The organism is Bradyrhizobium sp. CB3481 (assembly GCF_029714305.1).
Classification (GTDB): Bacteria; Pseudomonadota; Alphaproteobacteria; order Rhizobiales; family Xanthobacteraceae; genus Bradyrhizobium.
In genome coordinates this window covers 4,809,523-4,829,183 of sequence record NZ_CP121647.1, presented here as the reverse complement: position 1 = coordinate 4,829,183, position 19,661 = coordinate 4,809,523, and the positions used below count along the sequence as shown (strand labels likewise).

Below are 19,661 nucleotides of genomic sequence, written 5' to 3'. Positions count from 1 at the left end.
CGCAAACCCAGGTCCACCCTACGGTGCATGGGGTTGTTTTCGATATTTTGCGTGCGGGCCGGCGGTGAGGGGCATCTGCGCGGCTTCCGCCACGCCCCAAATGCAAAACCCTCTCCCGAACGGGAGAGGGTTGCGTGGGGTCGTCCGAGGTCGGGATGCTCAGGTCTTCTTCAGCATCGGGCATACGCTCTTCTCGAGCGGGATGAAGGCTTCCGCGGCCGGGATCGTGGCGACGAGGTTGTAGTAGTCCCACGGATACTTCGAATCCTGCGGCTTCTTCACCTCGAACAGATAGGCCGGATGGATCTTGCGGCCATCGGCGCGGACCGAGCCCTTGCCGAACAAGGGATCGTCGGTCGGCATCTCCTTCATCTTGGCGACCACGGCGCGGCCGTCATGCGGATTGCCGCCGAGCGCTTCCAGCGCCTTGAAGTAATGGATCAGCGAGGAATAGACGCCGGCCTGCACCATGGTCGGCGGTCCCTTCTTGTGCTTCTCGACGAAGCGCTTTGAGAAGGCGCGGGTCTGGTCGTTCATGTCCCAGTAGAAGGTCTCGGTGAAGTTGAGGCCCTGGGCGACCTTGAGGCCGAGGGCGTGAACGTCGGTGATGAACATCAGCATGCCCGCGAGCTTCTGGCCGCCGGAGACGATGCCGAACTCCGCCGCCTGCTTGATCGAGTTCGTCGTGTCGCCGCCGGCATTGGCGAGCCCGATGATCTTGGCCTTCGAGCTTTGCGCCTGCAGCAGGAACGAGGAGAAGTCGGCATTGTTGAGCGGATGCTTGACGCCGCCGAGCACCTTGCCGCCATTCGCGATGACGACAGCGGCGGTGTCGCGCTCCAGCGCATGGCCGAAGGCGTAATCGGCGGTGAGGAAGAACCAGCTGTCGCCGCCGGATTTCACCAGCGCCTTGCCGGTGCCGTTGGCGAGCATCCAGGTGTCATAGACCCAGTGGATGGTGTTCGGCGAACACTGCGCACCGGTGAGGTCGGATGAGGCCGAGCCGGAATTCAAATTAACGACGTTCTTTTCCTTGGCGAGGTTGGCGATGGCAAGGCCGACGCCGGAGCTCGCAAGATCAACGAACACGTCGACCTTCTCGACATCGATCCACTGCTTGCCGATATTGGTGCCGACGTCGGGCTTGTTCTGGTGGTCGGCCGAGATCAGATCGATCTTCCAGCCCTTGGCGAGTAATCCGGAATCCTCGATCGCCATCTGCGCGGCGATGGTCGAGCCGGGGCCGCCGATATCAGCGTAGAGACCGGACTGGTCCCCGAGGCTTCCGATCTTCACGACCTTGTCGAGCGTTTGCGCAAATGCGCCGCTGGCAAATACCAGGCTCGTGCTCATGACCAATGCTGCAATGGATCGCTTCATCACTCCTCCAGAAATCGTTTTTTGGACGTTTGTTGAAATAGCAGAGCCATTATGGCGGGCCTTGCGACAGCCGCCTAGCCGTTGCGGCCAAACGTCATGCTGCGAATATTCCGCGGCGCGGCCAATCGCGCGGGGACATCAGACGATGTGAGGGAATGTGCGCGTCAGCGCCAGAGCATGCGAATGCTGACGTAGACGACGGCCAGACAAATAAAGATCAGCGCCACCGGCAGGCGCGGCTTTGCCGTCGCATTCGGCGCGGTTTGCTTCGGCCGTGCCGGTGGGCGGCGGAATGCAGTGACGTTGCCCTTGTCCTTGGGCGGCTCGCTGGCGCGGGAAGGGATCTGCGGCGGCGTTCCGCTGCCGCCCATCTCCGCATAGTAGCGCTTGTACATGAGCTGGATGGTGGCTTCGGAAGCGTCCGCCTCGGTCTGGCTGGCCAGCATCTGCCGGTAGCTTTCGAGAAAGCTCTGCGCCTCCGGAGGCAGGGCGGAAAACCCGTTCAGCTTGGCCATCATTTTCCAGGTCGCAAAATCTGCCCTCGCACGTGTATCGGCGCGTCGTGCAATCAACATATCGGCAGCTTTTGTTGGCATGGTCCGGGCGGGTTCTTCCCTGCGTCGTTTCTATCTGAAATTTAGGCGTTGCCGGTGATGAAGAGAAGGGCGGAGATCACATAGCCGGTCAGTGTCCGCAGTATCGCCGAAATAACATCAAGATTTAGGCCGAGCTGCGCGCCGATCACCGGAAGCAGGATGAGAAGTCCGAGCAGGATCAGCATTCCATAGGGTTCCAGCCGTGATAGCGGGTAAGCGAGCACCCGCGGCAGCAGCCCGACGGCCACCCGGCCACCATCCAGCGGCGGGATCGGCATCATGTTGAAGATCGCCAGCACAATATTGATCAGGAAAGCATTTTTCAGGTTGTCCGCGGTCCATCTGGCGGCCTCGGCCGGCACCAAGGGCAGGGCGTGGAAGGCAAACGCCGCGATAACAGCCAGGATGATGTTGGTGGCAGGGCCGGCGAGCGCCACCCAGACCATGTCGAGCCTGGGATGGTTAAGGTTCCGGAAATTCACCGGGACCGGCTTGGCATAGCCGAACAGGAACGGGGAATGCGACAACAGCAGAACGCCCGGCAGAATCACCGTCCCGAACGGATCGATATGCTTGATCGGGTTGAAGCTAACCCGGCCGAGCTGCCAGGCGGTATTGTCGCCGAGCTTGTATGCCACAAAGCCGTGGGCGGCCTCGTGGAAGGTGATGGCGATGAGAAGGGGGAGGATCCAGACGGAGATGTCGTACAGCGAGATGTTCAAACGGCATGCCCCGGTTTGCGCTTCGAGGCCGCCAACCTAGCACGCCTGCCTTACTGGGGAACCGTCTCCTGATATTGCGGTAAATCATCATCGAGCCGCACCCAGGCGATCTTTTCCGAGACCCAGATGTGTTCGGTCGGGGCAAAGGCGTTGCGGTCGTCGAACGTCGCCAGCGCGACGCCGATCGCGGTGCCGTTGGTGCGCCGGGAAAACAGCCTTGTGCCGCAGACCTTGCAGAACACCCGGTCGACTGCCTCGGAGGAGGGATAGCGCCCGGTCTCTCCCTCGACCGTCAGCGCGCGCTGGTCGAACAGCGCACGGGCAAAGAACGGCGAGCCCATCGCCTTCTGGCAGTTGCGGCAATGGCAGATCCGGATATTCAGCGGCTCGCCTTCGGCCTTGAAGCGGACTGCGCCGCAGAAACAACCGCCTTCCCGGATCGTGCCCATTTCAGTACGTCGCCCGGCCGCCGGAAATGTCGAACACTGCGCCAGTCGAGAAGGCGCAATCCTCCGACGCCAGCCACGCCACCATCGCTGCGAGCTCCTCGACCAGGACAAAGCGGTTCTTTGGAATCTTCGACAGCATGAAATCGATGTGCTGCTGCGTCAGCTGATCGAAGATCGCGGTTTTCGCCGCTGCTGGCGTCACCGCGTTGACGAGGATGTCGTGCTGCGCAAGCTCCTTGCCGAGCGATTTGGTCAGCGCGATCAGGCCGGCCTTTGAGGCGGAATAATGCGCGGCGTTCGGGTTGCCTTCCTTGCCGGCGATCGAGGCAATGTTGACGATGCGGCCGTATTTCTGCCGGATCATCGCGGGCACGACTGCCTTGCAGCAGATGAAGGGACCGTCGAGATTGATACGTAGCACCTTGCGCCATTCGTCGAGATCGGTTTCCCAAACCGTGGCATTGACACCGGCGATGCCGGCATTGTTGACGAGGATATCGATCTTGCCGAACGCCTTCAGCGTCTCGTCGCGGGTCTTCTCGACGGCGGCGAGATCCGAGACGTCGACCTTGAAGGCCGAGACGGCAGGGCCGATTTCCCTGGCGGTCTTTTCAGCCAGCGGCAGGTCAAAATCCCAGATCGCGACCTTCGCGCCGGATGCGATGAATCGCTCGGCGATGGCGCGGCCAAACCCCTGCGCCCCGCCGGTGACGACGGCGCAGCGGCCGTTGAGATCGATCTTGTTCATGGAGTTTTTCCTCTCGAACCCTGCTTCGCGAATGGTCTGCTCCCTCGCCCCGCTCTTCGCGGGGAGAGGTTAAGGTCACAACGTCCAGCCGCCGTCGATGAGGTGTGCGACGCCGGTGGTGAAGGCGCTTTCGTCGCTGGCGAGATAGACCGCGAGCGCGGCGATTTCCTCCGCGGTGCCGAGCCGTCCCATTGGCTGCCGTGCGATGAACATCTCGCGTCCGTTCGGGCCGGCGGCCGCAGCGCGCTCCAGCATCGAGGGCGTCTCGACGGTGCCGGGGCAGATGCAGTTGCAGCGGATGCCCTTGCCAATGAAGTCGGTGGCAACCGAGCGCGTCAGCGCCGCGACCGCAGCCTTGGTCGCGGCGTAGACGTAACGGTTCGGCGCCGCCTTGAACACGCCGGCGGCGGAAGAGATGTTCACGATCGTGCCTCGGCCGTTGCTCAGCATATCAGGCAGGAACGCGCGGATGGTGCGGTGCATCGACTTGACGTTGAGGTCGAACGAGAAATCAAAATCGTCATCGGAACAGTCGAGTATCGTGCCGTGATGCACGAAGCCGGCGGCATTGAGCAGGATGTCGGTCTTGCCGGCGCGCTTGGCCATCGCGGCGACCGCCGTCGTGTCGCGCACGTCGAGCTTCGCGACTTCCGCAATCCCTTCGCTCTTCAGCGGGGCAAGCTTGGCTTCGTCGATATCGGTGGCGAACACCGTCGCGCCTTCGCGCGCAAAAGCAACCGCACAGGCGCGGCCGATTCCAACGGCGGCGGCGGTGACAAAGGCGCGCTTGCCCTTCAGGCGGTCTGACATGGTTTCTCCTAGAATCTGGATCGAATGCTTGTTGTCGTCATTGCGAGCGAAGCGAAGCAATCCATTTCACCGCAGAACGGAAAGAATGGATTGCTTCGTCGCAATGACGGCTCGGGTTCAATGATTATCCCGCGCCACGCCGACCGTGCCGGCGATATTCTGATAGCGCGTGGCAAGCTCCATGCAGGCGCCGGTGGCCTGCTGGCCGACGGTCGAGCGATAGACCTCCTGCCACGGCGTCTGGTTGGCCGGGTAGGGGAAGCCGCCCTTGGCTTTCAGCTCAGTGCGGCGCTTCTTCAATTCATCGCTTGATATCAGGATGTTGGCGTCGCCGGTGTTGAGGTCGATGCGAACCTTGTCGCCGGTCTGCAGGATCGCGAGCCCGCCATCGGCGGCGGCCTCCGGCGAGGCGTTGAGGATCGACGGCGAACCCGAGGTGCCCGACTGCCGGCCGTCGCCGATGCAGGGCAGTGAGAGGATGCCGCGTTTGATGAGCGCGGCCGGCGGCTGCATGTTCACGACCTCGGCGCCGCCGGGATAGCCAATCGGCCCGGTGCCGCGGATGAACAGCACGCAGTGTTCGTCGATGTTGAGCGCGGCATCGTCGATCCGTTCGTGATAGTCCTCAGGCCCCTCGAACACGATCGCCCGTCCCTCGAACGCGTTGGGGTCCTTGGGGTTGTTCAGATAGCGCTCGCGGAACTCCTTGGAGATCACGCTAGTTTTCATGATCGCGGAATCAAAGAGATTGCCGCGCAGCACCAGGAAGCCGGCGTCCTTCACCAGCGGCTTATCGTAGCTCCAGATCACGTCGCCATCGGGCTTGGGCGCTGTGCTGCAGTTCTCGCCGATGCTGCGGCCATTGACTGTGATGGCGTCTTCGTGGATGCGCTTCTGCGTCATCAGTTCGCGCACCACCGCCGGCACGCCGCCGGCGCGATGAAATTCCTCGCCGAGGTAGAAGCCGGCGGGCTGCATGTTCACCAGCAGCGGAATGTCGTGGCCGTGCTTCTGCCAGTCGTCGATCGAGAGCTCGACGCCGATATGCCGCGCCAGCGCGTTGATATGGATCGGCGCATTGGTGGAGCCGCCGATCGCCGAATTCACCGCGATGCAGTTCTCGAACGCCTTGCGGGTCAGGATGTCAGAGGGCTTGAGATCCTCCCACACCATCTCGACGATCCGCTTTCCCGTCTCATAGGCGATCTGGCCGCGCTCGCGGTAGGGCGCGGGGATCGCCGCGCAGCCCGGCAGCGACATGCCGAGCGCCTCGGCGAGCGAGTTCATAGTCGAGGCGGTGCCCATGGTGTTGCAATGGCCGACCGACGGCGCGGAGGAGGCCACGATCTCGATGAATTCGTTGTAGTCGATCTCGCCAGCGGCAAGCCGCTCGCGCTGTTTCCAGACGATGGTGCCGGACCCGGTGCGCTCGCCATTGAACCAGCCGTTGAGCATCGGGCCGCCCGATAGCACGATGGCGGGCAGGTTGACGGTCGCCGCCGCCATCAGACAGGCCGGCGTGGTCTTGTCGCAGCCGGTGGTCAGCACCACACCATCGAGTGGGTAGCCGAACAGGACTTCGACCAGGCCGAGATAGGCGAGGTTGCGGTCGAGCGCCGCCGTCGGCCGCTTTCCGGTCTCCTGGATCGGGTGGGTCGGAAACTCCATCGCGATACCGCCGGCCGCGCGGATGCCTTCGCGCACCCGGTGCGCCAGTTCGAGGTGGTGGCGGTTGCATGGCGAAAGGTCGTTGCCGGTCTGGGCGATGCCGATGATCGGCTTGCCAGATTGCAATTCTTCACGCGTCAGGCCGTAGTTCAGGTAGCGCTCAAGGTAGAGCGCCGTCATGCCCGGGTTATGCGGGTTGTCGAACCATTCGAGGGAACGGAGCCTGCGGCCCTTGCCGTTGGTCGGGGCCTTGCTGTCGCTTTTTTTCATTGGATTCCTCCCGCACTGCAAATCGGTAGCGGCTTAGAACATGGGGCAGTCTTTGCACCATGCTGAAAATTTCTTCCGCTGCAACGCGGCCGCCGCGCCAATTCGAATTTTGTGGATGCGATCTTAATCTGGCACAAAAGATAGCGCTACCATTTTTTGCCGCACCACTGCCCGGGCTTAAGGACCGGCGCGTCAGATATTCGTGGGCGTCGAGCTTTCGCGGACCATCAATTGAAAGCCAAGGTCGATCACCGGCTCCTGCGGACGACGGCCCTCGATCGCGTCGATCACCATGGTGACAGCGTGCCGTCCCATTTCGTAACGGTTGGTCCGTACGCTGCTGAGCGACGGGACGGCGGCGGCGGCAAATTCCAGATCGTTGAACCCGACGATGGCAACATCGTGCGGTACCACGATCTGCCGGCGCTGACATTCGAACAATGACCCGAGCGCCAGGTCGTCGTTGACGCAGAAGACGGCATCGATATCGGGCGCCTGTGCGAGCAGATCGGTGAACAGCGTCCCGCCGAGCGTGACAGTGGTCGGCACCGACGTGGTGACGACGAGGCTGGGGTCGAACAGCGATGCCCCCTTCATGGCATCACGATACCCGTCGAGCCGCCGCTGCACGCGTGGGTCCATGCGCGCGCCGAGAAAACCGATCCGTCGGCGCCCCTGTTCGAGGATGTGCGAAATTGCCGAAAATGCCGCATCATAGTGCGAGAAGCCGACCATCATGTCGACGGGACTGTCGCCGATCTCCATGATCTGCGTGACCGGGCAATTCATGGACTCCAGGACCTTGCGTGATTCCGCGGTCTGATTGATCCCGGTGACGATCAAGCCTGCAGGCTTCTGAGCCCGGAACAGGCGCAACAGCTTTTCCTCCTGCAGGATGCTGTAGCGCGTATTGGCAAGCTGGATGGTGTAGCGGCTACCTTCGGAAGAATCATAGATGCCGCGCAACACGTCGGCGAATACGTTGTTGGTGAGCGAAGGTATCACGACGCCGATGACTTCGGTGCGGTGGGAGGCGAGGGCGCGCGCAGCGAGGTTGGGCACGTAGCCCAGTTCCTTCACCGCGCTGTCGACGCGTTCCCGCTTGGCCAGCGACAGCGCTTCGGGGTTCCTGAAAAAGCGCGATGCCGTAATGGGACTGACGCCAGCGAGCTTGGCGACTTCGGTGAGGCGGATTTTGCCAGACTTTGTCTGTTTTCGTCCCATCTTGCGCTCATATCATACCAGATTAGACGTTTGAACAATTATTGACAGCGCTACCATCGGATTGCTAAAAACCGCCAAACTGCGGATGATAGTGCCCGTTGAATTCGGCTTCCGGGCGTTAAAGTCGAAAAGACAGCAAGGTGCCGCTGCCCGCTTGCGGTGCCAATAACAGAAAATGAGGGGAGTGGATTCGATGTCGTCGGTACAGATTCGCGACGTGCGCAAGTCGTTCGGTAATTTTGAAGTTTTGCACGGCGTGTCGATTCCGATCGAGGACGGCGAATTCGTCGTGCTGGTTGGCCCCTCCGGCTGCGGCAAGTCGACTCTGCTGCGCATGCTGGCGGGTCTTGAAAACATCACCTCGGGCACGATCTCGATCGGCGATCGCGTGGTCAACAATGTCCAGCCGAAAGAGCGCGACATTGCGATGGTGTTTCAGAACTACGCGCTCTATCCGCACATGACGGTCGCCGACAATATGGGCTTCTCGCTCAAGCTGCGCGGCGCCAAGCAGGAAGAAATCGGCAGCCGCGTCAAGCGCGCCGCCGAAATTCTGGCGTTGACGCCGCTACTTGAGCGTTATCCGCGCCAACTCTCCGGCGGCCAGCGCCAGCGCGTCGCCATGGGCCGCGCCATCGTGCGCGATCCGCAGGTGTTCCTGTTCGACGAGCCGCTGTCGAACCTCGACGCCAAGCTGCGCGTCGCCATGCGCACCGAGATCAAGGAGCTGCATCAGCGGCTGAAGACCACCACCGTCTACGTCACCCATGACCAGATCGAGGCCATGACGATGGCCGACAAGATCGTGGTGATGCATGACGGCATCGTCGAGCAGATGGGCACGCCGCTCGAACTCTACGACAAGCCGGACAATCAATTCGTTGCCGGCTTCATTGGCTCGCCGGCGATGAATTTCCTCAACGGCAAGCTGAAGGTGAACGGCGCGGCCACGTTCGAGGGGCCGAACGGCGTCGCGTTGCCGCTGAAGACGGCGCCGAGCAACTCGGACGGCAAGCCGGTGGTCTATGGCGTGCGGCCGGAACACTTCACCATTGCCGATGACGGCGCGGAAGCCGAGATTATCGTTGTCGAGCCGACCGGCTCGGAAACCCAGGTGTTCGCCAAGCTGGGCGGCGAGCAGGTCGTCGCCGTGTTCCGCGAGCGCCACCAATTCAGTCCGGGCGACAAGGTGCGGCTCAAGCCGGATCCGTCGCTCGTGCACTTGTTCGACGAGGCGACAGGGAAGCGACTGAATGGCTGAAAATAACTGAAGTGGCTGAGCAATAACTAAAAAATATTCAAAGGGAGGATGGACTATGGAAGATTTTACCCGCCGCTCTCTGCTTAAGGGCGGCACGGCGCTTGCTGCCGCCGGCGCGCTGACCGGGCCGGCACTGTTCGATTTCGCCAGGGCCTGGGCGCAGACCGCGCCCTGGAAAGCAGAATCCGGCGCCAAGCTGACGGTGATGCGCTGGAAGCGCTTCGTGCCAGCAGAGGATGATGCCTTCAACGCCATGGTCGCCGCGTTCCAATCCGCGACCGGCACGCAGATGAACGTGTTCAGCGAGGCCTTCGAGGACGTGCAGCCGAAGGCGTCGGTGTCAGCCAATACGGGTTCTGGCCTCGACCTGGTCTGGGGCCTGCACACGCTGCCGCAACTGTTCCCGACCAAAGTCTTGAAGATGAACGACGTCGCCGATTACCTCGGCAAGAAGTACGGCGGATGGACTGACGCGGCGGCCCTGACCTGCAAGCAGGGCAACGACTGGCTTGGAATCCCGGTGGCCACCATCGGCGGCTACATGACCTACCGCAAGTCGGCGGTCGAGAAGGCGGGCTTCAAGGAGTTCCCGAAGGATTTTCCGGGTTTCCTTGAGCTGTGCAAGGCGCTGAAGAAGAACAACACGCCCGCCGGCTTCGCGCTCGGCCACGCCTCCGGCGACGCCAATGGCTGGCTGCATTGGCTGCTGTGGGGCCACAACGCCTGGACCGTCGACAAGGACGACAAGGTCATCATCAACTCGCCGGAGACGGCGAAGGCACTGGAATACTGCAAGGCGCTTTCCGAAACCTTCATTCCGGGCACGGCGTCGTGGAACGACTCCTCCAACAATAAGGCATTCCTCGCCGGCGAATTGTACTGCACCTCCAACGGTATTTCGATCTACGTGGCGGCCAAGGACGACCCAACCAAGAAGGAGCTGACCGAGGATACCTATCACGCGCTGTGGCCTGTGGGTCCGATCGGCAAGCCGACGGAGCTGCAGCTCACGGTTCCAATCCTGGCGTTCAACTTCACCAAGTATCCGAACGCCGCGAAAGCCTTCGTCGCCTTCATGCTGGAGAAGGAAAACTACGACAAGTGGCTGACCGGTTCGCGGGGCTATCTGACCCACACGCTGAATTCCTATGACAACTCGCCGGTGTGGACGGCGGACCCGAAGAACACCGTGTTCCGCGAGGCCTCCAAGCGCGCGCTGCCGGCCTCTGGCATCGGCAAGGTCGGCGAGAAGGCGGCGACCGCGATCGCCGACTTCATCGTGGTCGACATGTTCGCGAACTACGCCACCGGCGCAAAGGATGCCAAGACCGCCATGGCGGAAGCCGAGCGGCAGCTAAAGCGCATCTATCGCTAAGATGTGAAAGGGGGCGGCGGCTCGTCCGCCGCCCGTTTGACTTAGGCTAACGGGTACACCGCCCAGAGTATCGCCAGGATTGGCTGGCCCAAGGAAACGGCCCAAGGAAACTGGCCCATGGCTGACATCGTACTCACGCCGGCAAAAGCCAAATCCCAGATCCGCGAAGCGACGTCGTGGGACCAGCTCAAGCACAACAACAATTGGCTCGGCTTCTGGTTCATGGTGCCGGCGATGGCGTTCCTGATCCTGTTCCTGGCTTATCCGCTGGGCCTGGGCGTCTGGCTGTCCTTCACCGACACCAAGATCGGCAGGGTCGGGCAATATATCGGCGCCGAGAACTACGAATGGCTGTGGGACGATGCGGTCTTCTGGCTCTCGGTGTTAAACACACTGCTCTATACATTCGTCGCCAGCGCCTTCAAGTTCGGCATCGGTCTCTATCTCGCGCTGCTGCTGAACGAGAACATGCCGTTCAAGGCGATGTTGCGCGCAATGGTGCTGATCCCGTTCATCGTGCCGACCGTGTTGTCTGCACTGGCGTTCTGGTGGATCTTCGACTCGCAGTTTTCGATCATCTCCTGGTCGCTCAAGCACCTTGGTATCATCAGCCAGAACATCAATTTCCTTGGTGACACCACCTGGGCGCGGATCTGCGTGATCTTCGCCAATATTTGGCGCGGCGTGCCGTTCGTGGCGATCACGCTGCTCGCCGGCCTGCAGACGGTGTCGCCCTCGCTGTATGAGGCAGCGACGCTCGACGGCGCGTCGCGCTGGCAGATGTTCCGCCACATCACCTATCCCTTGCTCACGCCGATCATCGCTGTTGTGATGACCTTCTCGGTGCTGTTCACCTTCACCGACTTCCAGCTGATCTGGGCGATGACCCGCGGCGGCCCCGTCAACGCCACCCACCTGATGGCGACGCTGTCCTATCAGCGCGCGATCATCGGCGGCCAGCTCGGCGAAGGCGCGGCGATCGCGAGCGCCATGATCCCGTTCCTGCTCGGTGCCATCATGATTTCCTGGTTTGGGTTGCAGCGCCGCAAGTGGCAGCAGGGAGAGAGCAATGACTAATTCCATTGCTCTCCGTGTCCCGGGCCCAGCGCGTCACGATAAGCGCGTTCACGCGCGTCTTCGACGCGCTATGGTGATGCGCTGCAGAACCGGGACCCATAACAGGGTAGCTAGCGTCGAAATGGGTCCCGCATCTGCGGTGCACCGCTTCGCGCTGCACCGCGCGCGGGACACGAGGGTTGTGCGATGACTGATCTCCCGACCACGCACGTCAACCTCAAGGGTGTGCTGACGTCTTCCGCAAGGGAGGACCACAGCGAGGGCATGAGCTATCTGCAGTCGGTGCCGCGCCGGATAGTGACGCTGTATCTGCCGCTGTCGATCATCGTGTTCGTGCTGCTGTTCCCGTTCTACTGGATGGCGCTCACCGCCGTGAAGCCGGACGCGCAGCTGCTGGACATGGAGACCTATTCTCCGTTCTGGACCTGGAATCCGACGTTCAAGCATTTTTACAAGCTGCTGTTCGAAAGCCACTATCCGATGTGGCTGTGGAACACGATGTACGTCGCGGTTTGCGCCACCGTGTTGTCGATCATTGCCAGCGTGCTGGCGGCCTATGCCATCGTGCGGCTGCGCTACAAGGGCGCTAACCTCGTCGGCGGCCTTATCTTCCTCGCCTACCTCGTGCCGCCGTCGATCCTGTTCATTCCGCTCGCCACCGTCGTGTTCCAGTACGGCCTGTTCGACTCGCCGCTGGCGCTGATCCTGACCTATCCGACCATCCTGATCCCGTTCTCGACCTGGCTGTTGATGGGCTACTTCAAGACCATCCCGTTCGAACTGGAGGAATGCGCGCTGATCGACGGCGCGAGCCGCTGGCAGATCCTGGTCAAGATCGTGCTACCGCTCGCCATTCCCGGCCTGATCTCGGCGTTCATCTTCTGCTTCACGCTGTGCTGGAACGAGTTCATTTACGCGCTCACTTTCCTGCAATCGGTGCAGAACAAGACCGTGCCGGTCGCAATCGTCAACGAGTTCGTCGATGGCGACGTCTATCGCTGGGGCTCGCTGATGGCGGGCGCGCTGGCCGGTTCGCTGCCGTTGGTTATCCTCTACGCCTTCTTCGTCGAACATTATGTGTCGGCCATGACGGGAGCCGTGAAAGAGTAAGCGGGCCGCACCAATAATCACTGAAACCATCGCTGTCGTCGCTGCGAAAGCAGGGATCCATAACACCGACGGCAATTGTTGAAACGAAGCCGTCGACCATCTTGCTTTGACAGCCACGGCCGCGGCGTATGGGTCGCGGCTCAAGGCCGGGACGACGAATAAAAATAAGGAGACGGTCTTGCACATTCTGATTCTCGGCGCCGCCGGCATGGTAGGCCGCAAGCTGACCGAACGGCTGCTCCGCGAGGGCCGCCTCGGCAAGCACGAAATCACCCGCATGACGCTGCAGGACGTGGTGGCGCCCTCCAAGCCTGCCAATGCCGCAATCCCGATTGAAGTCGTGGCGTCCGACTTTGCCGATCCGGGCGCAGCGGAGCCGTTGATCGCCCATCGGCCGGAGGTGATCTTCCATCTCGCCGCGATCGTCTCCGGCGAGGCCGAGGCCGAGTTCGACAAGGGCTACCGGATCAATCTCGACGGCACGCGCTATCTGATCGACGTGATCCGCCATGCCGGTGGCGGCTACAAGCCGCGGCTGGTGTTCACGTCGTCGATCGCGGTGTTCGGTGCGCCGTTCCCGGAAAAGATCGGCGACGAATTCTTCCACACGCCGCTGACGAGCTACGGCACGCAGAAGTCAATCTGCGAACTCCTGATCAACGATTATACCCGCAAGGGCCTGCTCGACGGCATCTCGATCCGTCTGCCGACGATCTGCGTGCGGCCCGGCCGGCCGAACAAGGCGGCGTCCGGCTTCTTTTCCAACATCATCCGCGAGCCGCTGGCGGGCGAGGAGGCGGTGCTGCCGGTCTCCGAGGACGTCCGGCACTGGCATGCCTCGCCGAAATCGGCGGTCGGCTTCCTGGTCCATGCCGGCACCATGGACCTCAATGCGATGGGGCCGCGGCGCAACCTCAGCATGCCGGGCCTGTCGGTGACCGTCGGCGAACAGATCGCCGCGCTCGAGCGCGTCGCCGGCAAGAACGTTACCGCGCGCATCAAGCGGGTGCCAGATCCGACGATCGTCGGCATCGTCTCCGGCTGGCCGCGTGATTTCGTCACCGACCGCGCGCTTAAGCTCGGCTTCACCACCGCCGAGAAGACGTTTGACGATATCATCCGGATCCACATCGAGGATGAGCTCGGCGGCAAGTTCGCGGCCTGAGGTGATCTCACGCCGGTTCGCACGGATGCGGTCATGAGCAGGGTAGCCAGCATCGGCGAGTGCATGGTGGAGCTGAAACAGGCTGATGGTGGCCTGTTCTCGCGCGGCTATGGCGGCGACACGCTCAACACCGCCGTCTATCTCGCGCGCCTTGGCGTCGGTGTCGACTACATCACCGCGCTCGGCGACGATGCCTTGAGTGATGAGATGATCGCCGGCTGGGCGGCGGAGCGGGTTGGAACCGGGCGGGTGCTGCGGCTGGCGGGAAAGTTGCCTGGCCTCTACATGATCCAGACCGACGACAAGGGCGAGCGGCGCTTCTTCCATTGGCGAGACAGCGCGGCCGCGCGCAGCCTGATGGATCTGCCGCAGACGCCCGAGATCCTCGATGTGCTCTCGACCTATGATGTGATCTATCTCTCGGCGATCACGCTCTCGCTGTATGGCGCGGCGGGAAGGTCAAGACTGTTCTCAGCCCTGAACCGCGCTCGCGAAAAGGGCGTACGTTTCGCCTTCGACACCAATTTCCGCGCGCGCGGCTGGCCAGACCTCGACGTCGCGCGCACGGTTTTCCAGGAGGCGTTTGGCCTGGCCGACATCGTGCTGGCATCCACCGAGGATTTGCTGCCGCTCTATCCTGATATGGCCAACGAAGCCTTGCTGGCGCGGATTCCGGGCACTGAAGTGGTGCTGAAGCTGTCCGAGCCGGCGAGCATCGTGCGCCTGGAAGGTGTGTCCTATCCGATCAAGGCCAAGCCGGTGGAGGCGCCCGTCGTCGACACCACGGCGGCCGGCGACAGTTTCGCCGCCGCCTATGTCGCCGCACGCCTCAAGGGCGCGGACCCGATCGAGGCCGCCCGCGCCGGGCATCGGCTCGCCGGCGTTGTGGTATGCCATCCCGGCGCCATCATCCCGCGTGCGGAGATGCCGTCCGGCCTGATCCCGAACCACGCCAATTCCCGTTGAGACATCGCCATGACCGCAGCCGCCAGGCAGGAACAACTCGCCGCCATCTTCAAGTCCGCGACCGTGATCCCCGTGCTCACCATCGAGCGGTTGGAAGACGCGGTGCCGTTGGCACGCGCGCTGGTGGCCGGCGGCGTCCGGGTCCTGGAAGTCACCTTGCGCACGCCGGTTGCCGCCGAGGCAGCCAAGGCGATGATCGCGGAGGTGCCGGACGCGGTCGTCGGCATCGGCACGATCCTGAATGGCGACGACCTGGCGCGGGCGCGGGCCCTCGGGGCCAAGTTCGGCATCAGCCCCGGCTCGACGCCGGAGCTGTTGAAGGCGGCCGCAGCCAGCGACCTGCCGTTTGCGCCGGGGATCGCCACCGCGTCCGAGATGATGCAGGCACTGGCCGCCGGCTTCGATATCGTCAAATTCTTCCCCGCCGAGCAGGCCGGCGGCATCAAGGCGCTCCGGGCGTTGGCCGGGCCGTTTCCAAATATCCGGGTCTGTCCCACCGGCGGCATCGGCGAGGCCAATGCCGCGGCGTGGCTGGCCGAGCCGAATGTGGTGGCGGTCGGCGGTTCCTGGATCTGTCCGGCGGCGGACATCCGGGCCAGTAACTGGACTGGCATAACCGCTATGTGCGCGCGGACCCTGAAATCGCTGAAACCGGCGTGAAGTCTTTTTCCCGATAGGCTACAAAGGCTTCCGAAACCGGAACAAGGGAGAACGACCATGACAGCCAGCATCGTGGGGTGGGCGCACACGCCATTCGGCAAGTTCGACGCGGAAACCGTCGAGAGCCTGGTGGTGAAGGTTGCAACCGACGCGCTGGCGGATGCCGGCATTTCAGCCGAAGACGTCGACGAGATCGTGCTCGGGCATTTCAATGCCGGCTTCTCGCCGCAGGATTTTACCGCATCGCTGGTGCTGCAGGCCGACCCCAAGCTGCGCTTCAAGCCGGCGACCCGGGTCGAGAACGCCTGCGCCACCGGTTCGGCGGCGGTACACCAGGGCATCCGGGCGATCGCCTCGGGCGCGGCCAGGACCGTACTGGTGGTCGGCGTCGAGCAGATGACGCGGACCCCGGGACCCGAGATCGGAAAGTACCTGCTGAAGGCGTCCTATCTGCCCGAGGACGGCGACACCGTGGGCGGCTTTGCCGGCGTGTTCGGCAAGATCGCGCAGAACTATTTCCAGAAATACGGCGACCAGTCGGACGCGCTGGCGATGATCGCGGCCAAGAACCATAAGAACGGCGTCGCCAATCCCTACGCGCAGATGCGCAAGGATTTTGGCTACGAGTTCTGCCGCACCGAAAGCGAGAAGAATCCGTTCGTCGCCGGTCCCTTGAAGCGTACCGATTGCTCGTTGGTGTCGGACGGAGCGGCGGCGCTGGTGCTGATGGATTCCGAGAGCGCCAAGAGCATGGGCAAGGCGGTGAACTTCCGCGCCACCGCGCATGCGCAGGATTTCCTGCCGATGTCCAAGCGCGACATCCTGCAGTTCGAAGGCTGCACGGTGGCTTGGCAGCGTGCGCTGGCGCAGGCCGGGGTGCAGCTTTCCGATCTGTCCTTTGTCGAAACCCACGACTGCTTCACCGTCGCCGAGCTGATCGAATATGAAGCGATGGGCCTGACGCCGCGTGGGCAGGGTGCCCGCGCCATCAAGGAGGGCTGGACCCAGAAGGACGGCAAGCTGCCGGTCAATCCATCCGGCGGCCTCAAGGCCAAGGGCCATCCGATCGGCGCCACCGGCGTCTCCATGCATGTGATGAGCGCGATGCAGCTCGTCGGCCAGGCGCCGGAGGGCATGCAGCTCAAGAACGCCAAGCTCGGCGGCATCTTCAACATGGGCGGCGCAGCGGTGGCGAATTACGTTTCCGTGCTGGAGCCCGTGAAGTAGCTGAAAAACGTGGTACGATGCTATCTTAGGGTAGGCAAAGGCGCTTGTGCCGTGCCTACCATGACTGGCGCGAGATGAGATTGGTGGGCACGCGGAGCCTGTCATCGGGCGCGCATTTCGCGCGACCCGGTAGCTCTGCCCACCCGCATCCGGAGCGTGCACCATGGCTAACGAAAGTTCGATGTCAGAGGCAGAACTGAACAACCGGATCCGAATGCTGGAAGACAATATCCGGCAGTTGATCGAACAGGCTGCGGCCGCCTCCGGCGAACAGAACGAAGCGCGCATTGCCGACCGCCTCAGCCAGCAAAACGAAGAGCTGGAACGCCTGACCCGGGAGCGCGACGCCAGAGCCAAAAACGAGCCGCCGAAGAAATAGAAGAAATAGAAGCTGCCCCGCGCATACGGCCATACGCTGGGCGCGCCTTGATCTTCGCGAGCGCCTGCCGTTACTTGGCTGCCACAATTGCCGGCCGGGAAATGGCCGCATAGCGGGAGCAGGGCGTTCATGGGACCATTGGCTGGCATCAAGGTCATCGACATGACCACCGTGCTGATGGGGCCCTATGCAACCCAGATGCTCGGCGATTACGGCGCCGACGTCATCAAGGTTGAATCTCACGACGGCGACGTTACTCGGCAGATCGGCCCGACGCGCCATCCCGGCATGGGTCCGGTATTCCTCAACACCAACCGCAACAAGCGCTCGATCTGCCTCGATCTGAAGAAGCCCGCCGGGCGTGGCGCCGTGCTGCGGTTGATTAGGTCGGCCGACGTCCTGGTATACAACGTGCGCCCGCAGGCCATGGTCCGGCTGAACCTCGGTTATGACGTGGTGTCGGAGGTCAATCCGCGCCTGATCTACGCCGGCGTGTTCGGCTTCGGCCAGGATGGGCCCTATGCGGCAAAGCCGGCCTATGACGATCTGATTCAGGGCGCCACCGCGCTGCCGGCGCTGATGGCGCAGACCGCTGACGGCGTGCCGCGCTATGTGCCCAATGCGCTGGTCGACCGCATCGTCGGGTTGACGGCAGTCGGCGCGATCTGCGCCAGCCTGGTCGATCGTAACCGTACCGGGCGCGGCCAGCGCGTCGATATCCCGATGTTCGAAACCATGGCCGGCTTCGTGATGGGCGACCATATGGGCGGGCTGACCTATGAGCCGCCGCTCGACAAGGGCGGCTATGCGCGGCATCTGTCGCCGGACCGCCGGCCCTACAAGACCTCCGACGGCTATATCTGCGTGATCGTCTATAACGACAAGCAGTGGCAGAATTTCTTCGACGCCACCGGCCGCGCCGATCTGCGCGTTCATCCGAAATTTGCGACCTTCGCCGGCCGCGCCGCCAATATCGACGTGGTCTACGCCGAGCTGGCGCGCATTCTCGAGACCAAACCCACCGCCGAGTGGATGGCCATCTTGGAGAAGGCCGACGTGCCCGTGATGCCGATGCACGATCTCGAAAGCCTGCTCGGCGATCCCCACATCGCCGCGACCAATTTCTTCCCGGTCGTGGACCATCCGACCGAGGGGCGCATCCGCAACATGCGGCCGTCGGCGCGGTTCTCTGAGACGCCGGTCGAGACGCAGCGGCTGGCCCCGCGCCTCAGCGAGCACAGCGCGGAAATTCTGCAAGAGGCCGGTTTTTCGCCGGATGAAATCGCAGCGCTGGTGCGCGACGGCGTCACCAAAACCGCAGCAAACTATTGAGGACGGGATAGATGGATTTTGCGCTGTCGGCCAACCAGGAATCGATCATCGATGCGGTCGGAAAAATCTGCTCGCGCTTTGACGACGCCTATTGGCTGAAGAAGGACAAGGAGGGCGGCTATCCCGCCGACTTCCATCGCGCGCTGGCCGATGCCGGCTGGCTCGGCATCTGCATTCCCGAGGAATATGGCGGCTCAGGGCTCGGCATCACCGACGCCGCGCTCATGATGCGGACGATCGCGGAATCGGGCGCCGGCATGTCCGGCGCGTCGGCCGTGCATATGAACGTCTTTGGGCTCAATCCCGTTGTCGTGTTCGGTACCAAGGAGCAATGCACGCGCATGCTGCCGCCGATCATCGACGGCCGCGACAAGTCGTGCTTCGCGGTGACCGAGCCCAATACCGGCCTCAACACCACCCAGCTCAAAACGCGCGCGGTGCGCAAGGGCGACAAATATGTCGTCAACGGCCAGAAGGTCTGGATTTCCACCGCCCAGGTCGCCAACAAAATCCTGCTATTGGCGCGCACCACGCCGCTGGAGGAGGTGAAGAACCCGACCCACGGGCTCAGCCTGTTCTACACGGATTTCGACAAGCAGCGCGTCACCGTGCATGAGATCGAGAAAATGGGTCGCAAGCCCGTCGATTCCAACGAACTGTTCTTCGAGAACTTTGAAATTCCGGTCGAGGATCGTCTCGGCGAAGAAGGCCGCGGCTTCGAATACATTCTGCACGGCATGAATCCGGAGCGCATTCTGATTGCCGCCGAAGCGGTCGGTCTCGGACAGATCGCGCTGTCGCGCGCCGCGGGCTATGCCAAGAACCGCGTCGTGTTCAATCGTCCCATCGGCATGAACCAGGGCATTCAGCATCCGCTGGCGAAAAACTGGATGGAGCTGGAAGCCGCCTGGATGATGGTGCTGCGTGCCGGCTGGCAATACGACCAAGGCATGCCGTGCGGCCCCGCGGCCAATGCCGCGAAATACCTCGCCGCCGAGGCCGGCTTCCATGCCTGCGAACAGGCGGTGATGACGCATGGCGGTTTTGGTTATGCGAAGGAATATCACGTCGAGCGCTATTTGCGGGAATCCCTGATCCCGCGCATCGCGCCGATCAGCCCGCAGCTCATTCTCAGCTTTATTGCGGAGAAGGTGCTGGGGCTGCCGAAGTCGTATTGAGGATGGGACGCATCTCGGCAATTTACGCCGTCATTCCGGGATGGTCCGAAGGACCAGACCCGGA

The 19,661-nt window shown here is 62.6% G+C and carries 19 protein-coding genes; 11 read left to right on the top strand and 8 right to left on the bottom strand.

Features of this window, described 5'->3' with window-relative positions:
* Positions 1-159: 159 nt before the first annotated feature.
* From QA643_RS23610 to QA643_RS23575, 8 genes are all read right to left on the bottom strand, one after another.
* Positions 160-1,380 carry an ABC transporter substrate-binding protein gene (locus tag QA643_RS23610; RefSeq protein WP_283028287.1) on the bottom strand — a complete coding sequence of 407 codons (1,221 nt, stop codon included), beginning with the start codon at positions 1,378-1,380 and terminating at the stop codon, positions 160-162.
* A 164-nt stretch (positions 1,381-1,544) separates the two neighbouring features.
* Complete coding sequence (locus QA643_RS23605; protein ID WP_283034902.1) at positions 1,545-1,955, bottom strand: hypothetical protein; 411 nt, start codon at positions 1,953-1,955, stop codon at positions 1,545-1,547.
* 62 nt (positions 1,956-2,017) lie between these two features.
* On the bottom strand, positions 2,018-2,698 hold the full coding sequence (locus QA643_RS23600) for a site-2 protease family protein (RefSeq protein ID WP_283028286.1): 681 nt from the start codon (positions 2,696-2,698) through the stop codon (positions 2,018-2,020).
* Between the two features lie 50 nt (positions 2,699-2,748).
* The gene (locus QA643_RS23595) at positions 2,749-3,147 is read right to left on the bottom strand and encodes a GFA family protein (protein WP_283028285.1); all 399 of its coding nucleotides are present in this window, start codon (positions 3,145-3,147) and stop codon (positions 2,749-2,751) included.
* A 1-nt stretch (position 3,148) separates the two neighbouring features.
* Positions 3,149-3,895, bottom strand: coding sequence for an SDR family NAD(P)-dependent oxidoreductase (locus QA643_RS23590; RefSeq protein ID WP_283028284.1), 747 nt, complete (start codon positions 3,893-3,895; stop codon positions 3,149-3,151).
* 75 nt (positions 3,896-3,970) lie between these two features.
* Positions 3,971-4,705 carry an SDR family oxidoreductase gene (locus QA643_RS23585; RefSeq protein ID WP_283028283.1) on the bottom strand — a complete coding sequence of 245 codons (735 nt, stop codon included), beginning with the start codon at positions 4,703-4,705 and terminating at the stop codon, positions 3,971-3,973.
* A 117-nt stretch (positions 4,706-4,822) separates the two neighbouring features.
* Entirely contained in the window at positions 4,823-6,643 is a 1,821-nt protein-coding gene (locus tag QA643_RS23580) for an IlvD/Edd family dehydratase (protein ID WP_283028282.1), read from the bottom strand.
* A gap of 192 nt (positions 6,644-6,835) precedes the next feature.
* The gene (locus QA643_RS23575; RefSeq protein WP_283028281.1) at positions 6,836-7,867 is read right to left on the bottom strand and encodes a LacI family DNA-binding transcriptional regulator; all 1,032 of its coding nucleotides are present in this window, start codon (positions 7,865-7,867) and stop codon (positions 6,836-6,838) included.
* Between the two features lie 193 nt (positions 7,868-8,060).
* On the opposite strand from QA643_RS23575, the gene ugpC reads away from it, so the two are divergent.
* The 11 genes from ugpC (at position 8,061) to QA643_RS23520 (ending at position 19,597) form a co-directional block, all read left to right on the top strand.
* The gene (gene ugpC / locus QA643_RS23570; protein ID WP_283028280.1) at positions 8,061-9,128 is read left to right on the top strand and encodes a sn-glycerol-3-phosphate ABC transporter ATP-binding protein UgpC; all 1,068 of its coding nucleotides are present in this window, start codon (positions 8,061-8,063) and stop codon (positions 9,126-9,128) included.
* 55 nt (positions 9,129-9,183) lie between these two features.
* Positions 9,184-10,503: an ABC transporter substrate-binding protein gene (locus QA643_RS23565; RefSeq protein ID WP_283028279.1), complete on the top strand. Its 1,320-nt coding sequence runs from the start codon at positions 9,184-9,186 to the stop codon at positions 10,501-10,503.
* Between the two features lie 117 nt (positions 10,504-10,620).
* On the top strand, positions 10,621-11,580 hold the full coding sequence (locus QA643_RS23560) for a sugar ABC transporter permease (RefSeq protein ID WP_283028278.1): 960 nt from the start codon (positions 10,621-10,623) through the stop codon (positions 11,578-11,580).
* A 186-nt stretch (positions 11,581-11,766) separates the two neighbouring features.
* Positions 11,767-12,690 (top strand): carbohydrate ABC transporter permease, encoded by a 924-nt coding sequence (locus QA643_RS23555; protein ID WP_283028277.1) that lies wholly within the window; start codon positions 11,767-11,769, stop codon positions 12,688-12,690.
* Between the two features lie 178 nt (positions 12,691-12,868).
* A complete protein-coding gene (gene denD / locus QA643_RS23550; protein WP_283028276.1) occupies positions 12,869-13,855 on the top strand; it encodes a D-erythronate dehydrogenase in 987 nt (328 codons plus the stop codon).
* A gap of 33 nt (positions 13,856-13,888) precedes the next feature.
* Positions 13,889-14,821: a sugar kinase gene (locus QA643_RS23545; RefSeq protein WP_283028275.1), complete on the top strand. Its 933-nt coding sequence runs from the start codon at positions 13,889-13,891 to the stop codon at positions 14,819-14,821.
* Between the two features lie 9 nt (positions 14,822-14,830).
* A complete protein-coding gene (eda, locus tag QA643_RS23540) occupies positions 14,831-15,481 on the top strand; it encodes a bifunctional 4-hydroxy-2-oxoglutarate aldolase/2-dehydro-3-deoxy-phosphogluconate aldolase (RefSeq protein WP_283028274.1) in 651 nt (216 codons plus the stop codon).
* 57 nt (positions 15,482-15,538) lie between these two features.
* On the top strand, positions 15,539-16,708 hold the full coding sequence (locus QA643_RS23535) for an acetyl-CoA acetyltransferase (RefSeq protein WP_283028273.1): 1,170 nt from the start codon (positions 15,539-15,541) through the stop codon (positions 16,706-16,708).
* A 163-nt stretch (positions 16,709-16,871) separates the two neighbouring features.
* A complete protein-coding gene (locus QA643_RS23530; protein ID WP_283028272.1) occupies positions 16,872-17,087 on the top strand; it encodes a hypothetical protein in 216 nt (71 codons plus the stop codon).
* A 129-nt stretch (positions 17,088-17,216) separates the two neighbouring features.
* Complete coding sequence (locus tag QA643_RS23525) at positions 17,217-18,419, top strand: CoA transferase (RefSeq protein ID WP_283028271.1); 1,203 nt, start codon at positions 17,217-17,219, stop codon at positions 18,417-18,419.
* Between the two features lie 11 nt (positions 18,420-18,430).
* Positions 18,431-19,597: an acyl-CoA dehydrogenase family protein gene (locus tag QA643_RS23520; RefSeq protein WP_283028270.1), complete on the top strand. Its 1,167-nt coding sequence runs from the start codon at positions 18,431-18,433 to the stop codon at positions 19,595-19,597.
* Positions 19,598-19,661: the final 64 nt, after the last annotated feature.

Bases quoted from the DNA above. Each gene is read 5' to 3' on its own strand.
- QA643_RS23610 (WP_283028287.1), bottom strand. From the start codon at position 1,380: ATGAAGCGATCCATTGCAGCATTGGTCATGAGCACGAGCCTGGTATTT.
- QA643_RS23605 (WP_283034902.1), bottom strand. From the start codon at position 1,955: ATGTTGATTGCACGACGCGCCGATACACGTGCGAGGGCAGATTTTGCG.
- QA643_RS23595 (WP_283028285.1), bottom strand. From the start codon at position 3,147: ATGGGCACGATCCGGGAAGGCGGTTGTTTCTGCGGCGCAGTCCGCTTC.
- QA643_RS23590 (WP_283028284.1), bottom strand. From the start codon at position 3,895: ATGAACAAGATCGATCTCAACGGCCGCTGCGCCGTCGTCACCGGCGGG.
- QA643_RS23585 (WP_283028283.1), bottom strand. From the start codon at position 4,705: ATGTCAGACCGCCTGAAGGGCAAGCGCGCCTTTGTCACCGCCGCCGCC.
- QA643_RS23580 (WP_283028282.1), bottom strand. From the start codon at position 6,643: ATGAAAAAAAGCGACAGCAAGGCCCCGACCAACGGCAAGGGCCGCAGG.
- QA643_RS23575 (WP_283028281.1), bottom strand. From the start codon at position 7,867: ATGGGACGAAAACAGACAAAGTCTGGCAAAATCCGCCTCACCGAAGTC.
- ugpC (WP_283028280.1), top strand. From the start codon at position 8,061: ATGTCGTCGGTACAGATTCGCGACGTGCGCAAGTCGTTCGGTAATTTT.
- QA643_RS23565 (WP_283028279.1), top strand. From the start codon at position 9,184: ATGGAAGATTTTACCCGCCGCTCTCTGCTTAAGGGCGGCACGGCGCTT.
- QA643_RS23560 (WP_283028278.1), top strand. From the start codon at position 10,621: ATGGCTGACATCGTACTCACGCCGGCAAAAGCCAAATCCCAGATCCGC.
- QA643_RS23555 (WP_283028277.1), top strand. From the start codon at position 11,767: ATGACTGATCTCCCGACCACGCACGTCAACCTCAAGGGTGTGCTGACG.
- QA643_RS23545 (WP_283028275.1), top strand. From the start codon at position 13,889: ATGAGCAGGGTAGCCAGCATCGGCGAGTGCATGGTGGAGCTGAAACAG.
- eda (WP_283028274.1), top strand. From the start codon at position 14,831: ATGACCGCAGCCGCCAGGCAGGAACAACTCGCCGCCATCTTCAAGTCC.
- QA643_RS23535 (WP_283028273.1), top strand. From the start codon at position 15,539: ATGACAGCCAGCATCGTGGGGTGGGCGCACACGCCATTCGGCAAGTTC.
- QA643_RS23530 (WP_283028272.1), top strand. From the start codon at position 16,872: ATGGCTAACGAAAGTTCGATGTCAGAGGCAGAACTGAACAACCGGATC.
- QA643_RS23525 (WP_283028271.1), top strand. From the start codon at position 17,217: ATGGGACCATTGGCTGGCATCAAGGTCATCGACATGACCACCGTGCTG.
- QA643_RS23520 (WP_283028270.1), top strand. From the start codon at position 18,431: ATGGATTTTGCGCTGTCGGCCAACCAGGAATCGATCATCGATGCGGTC.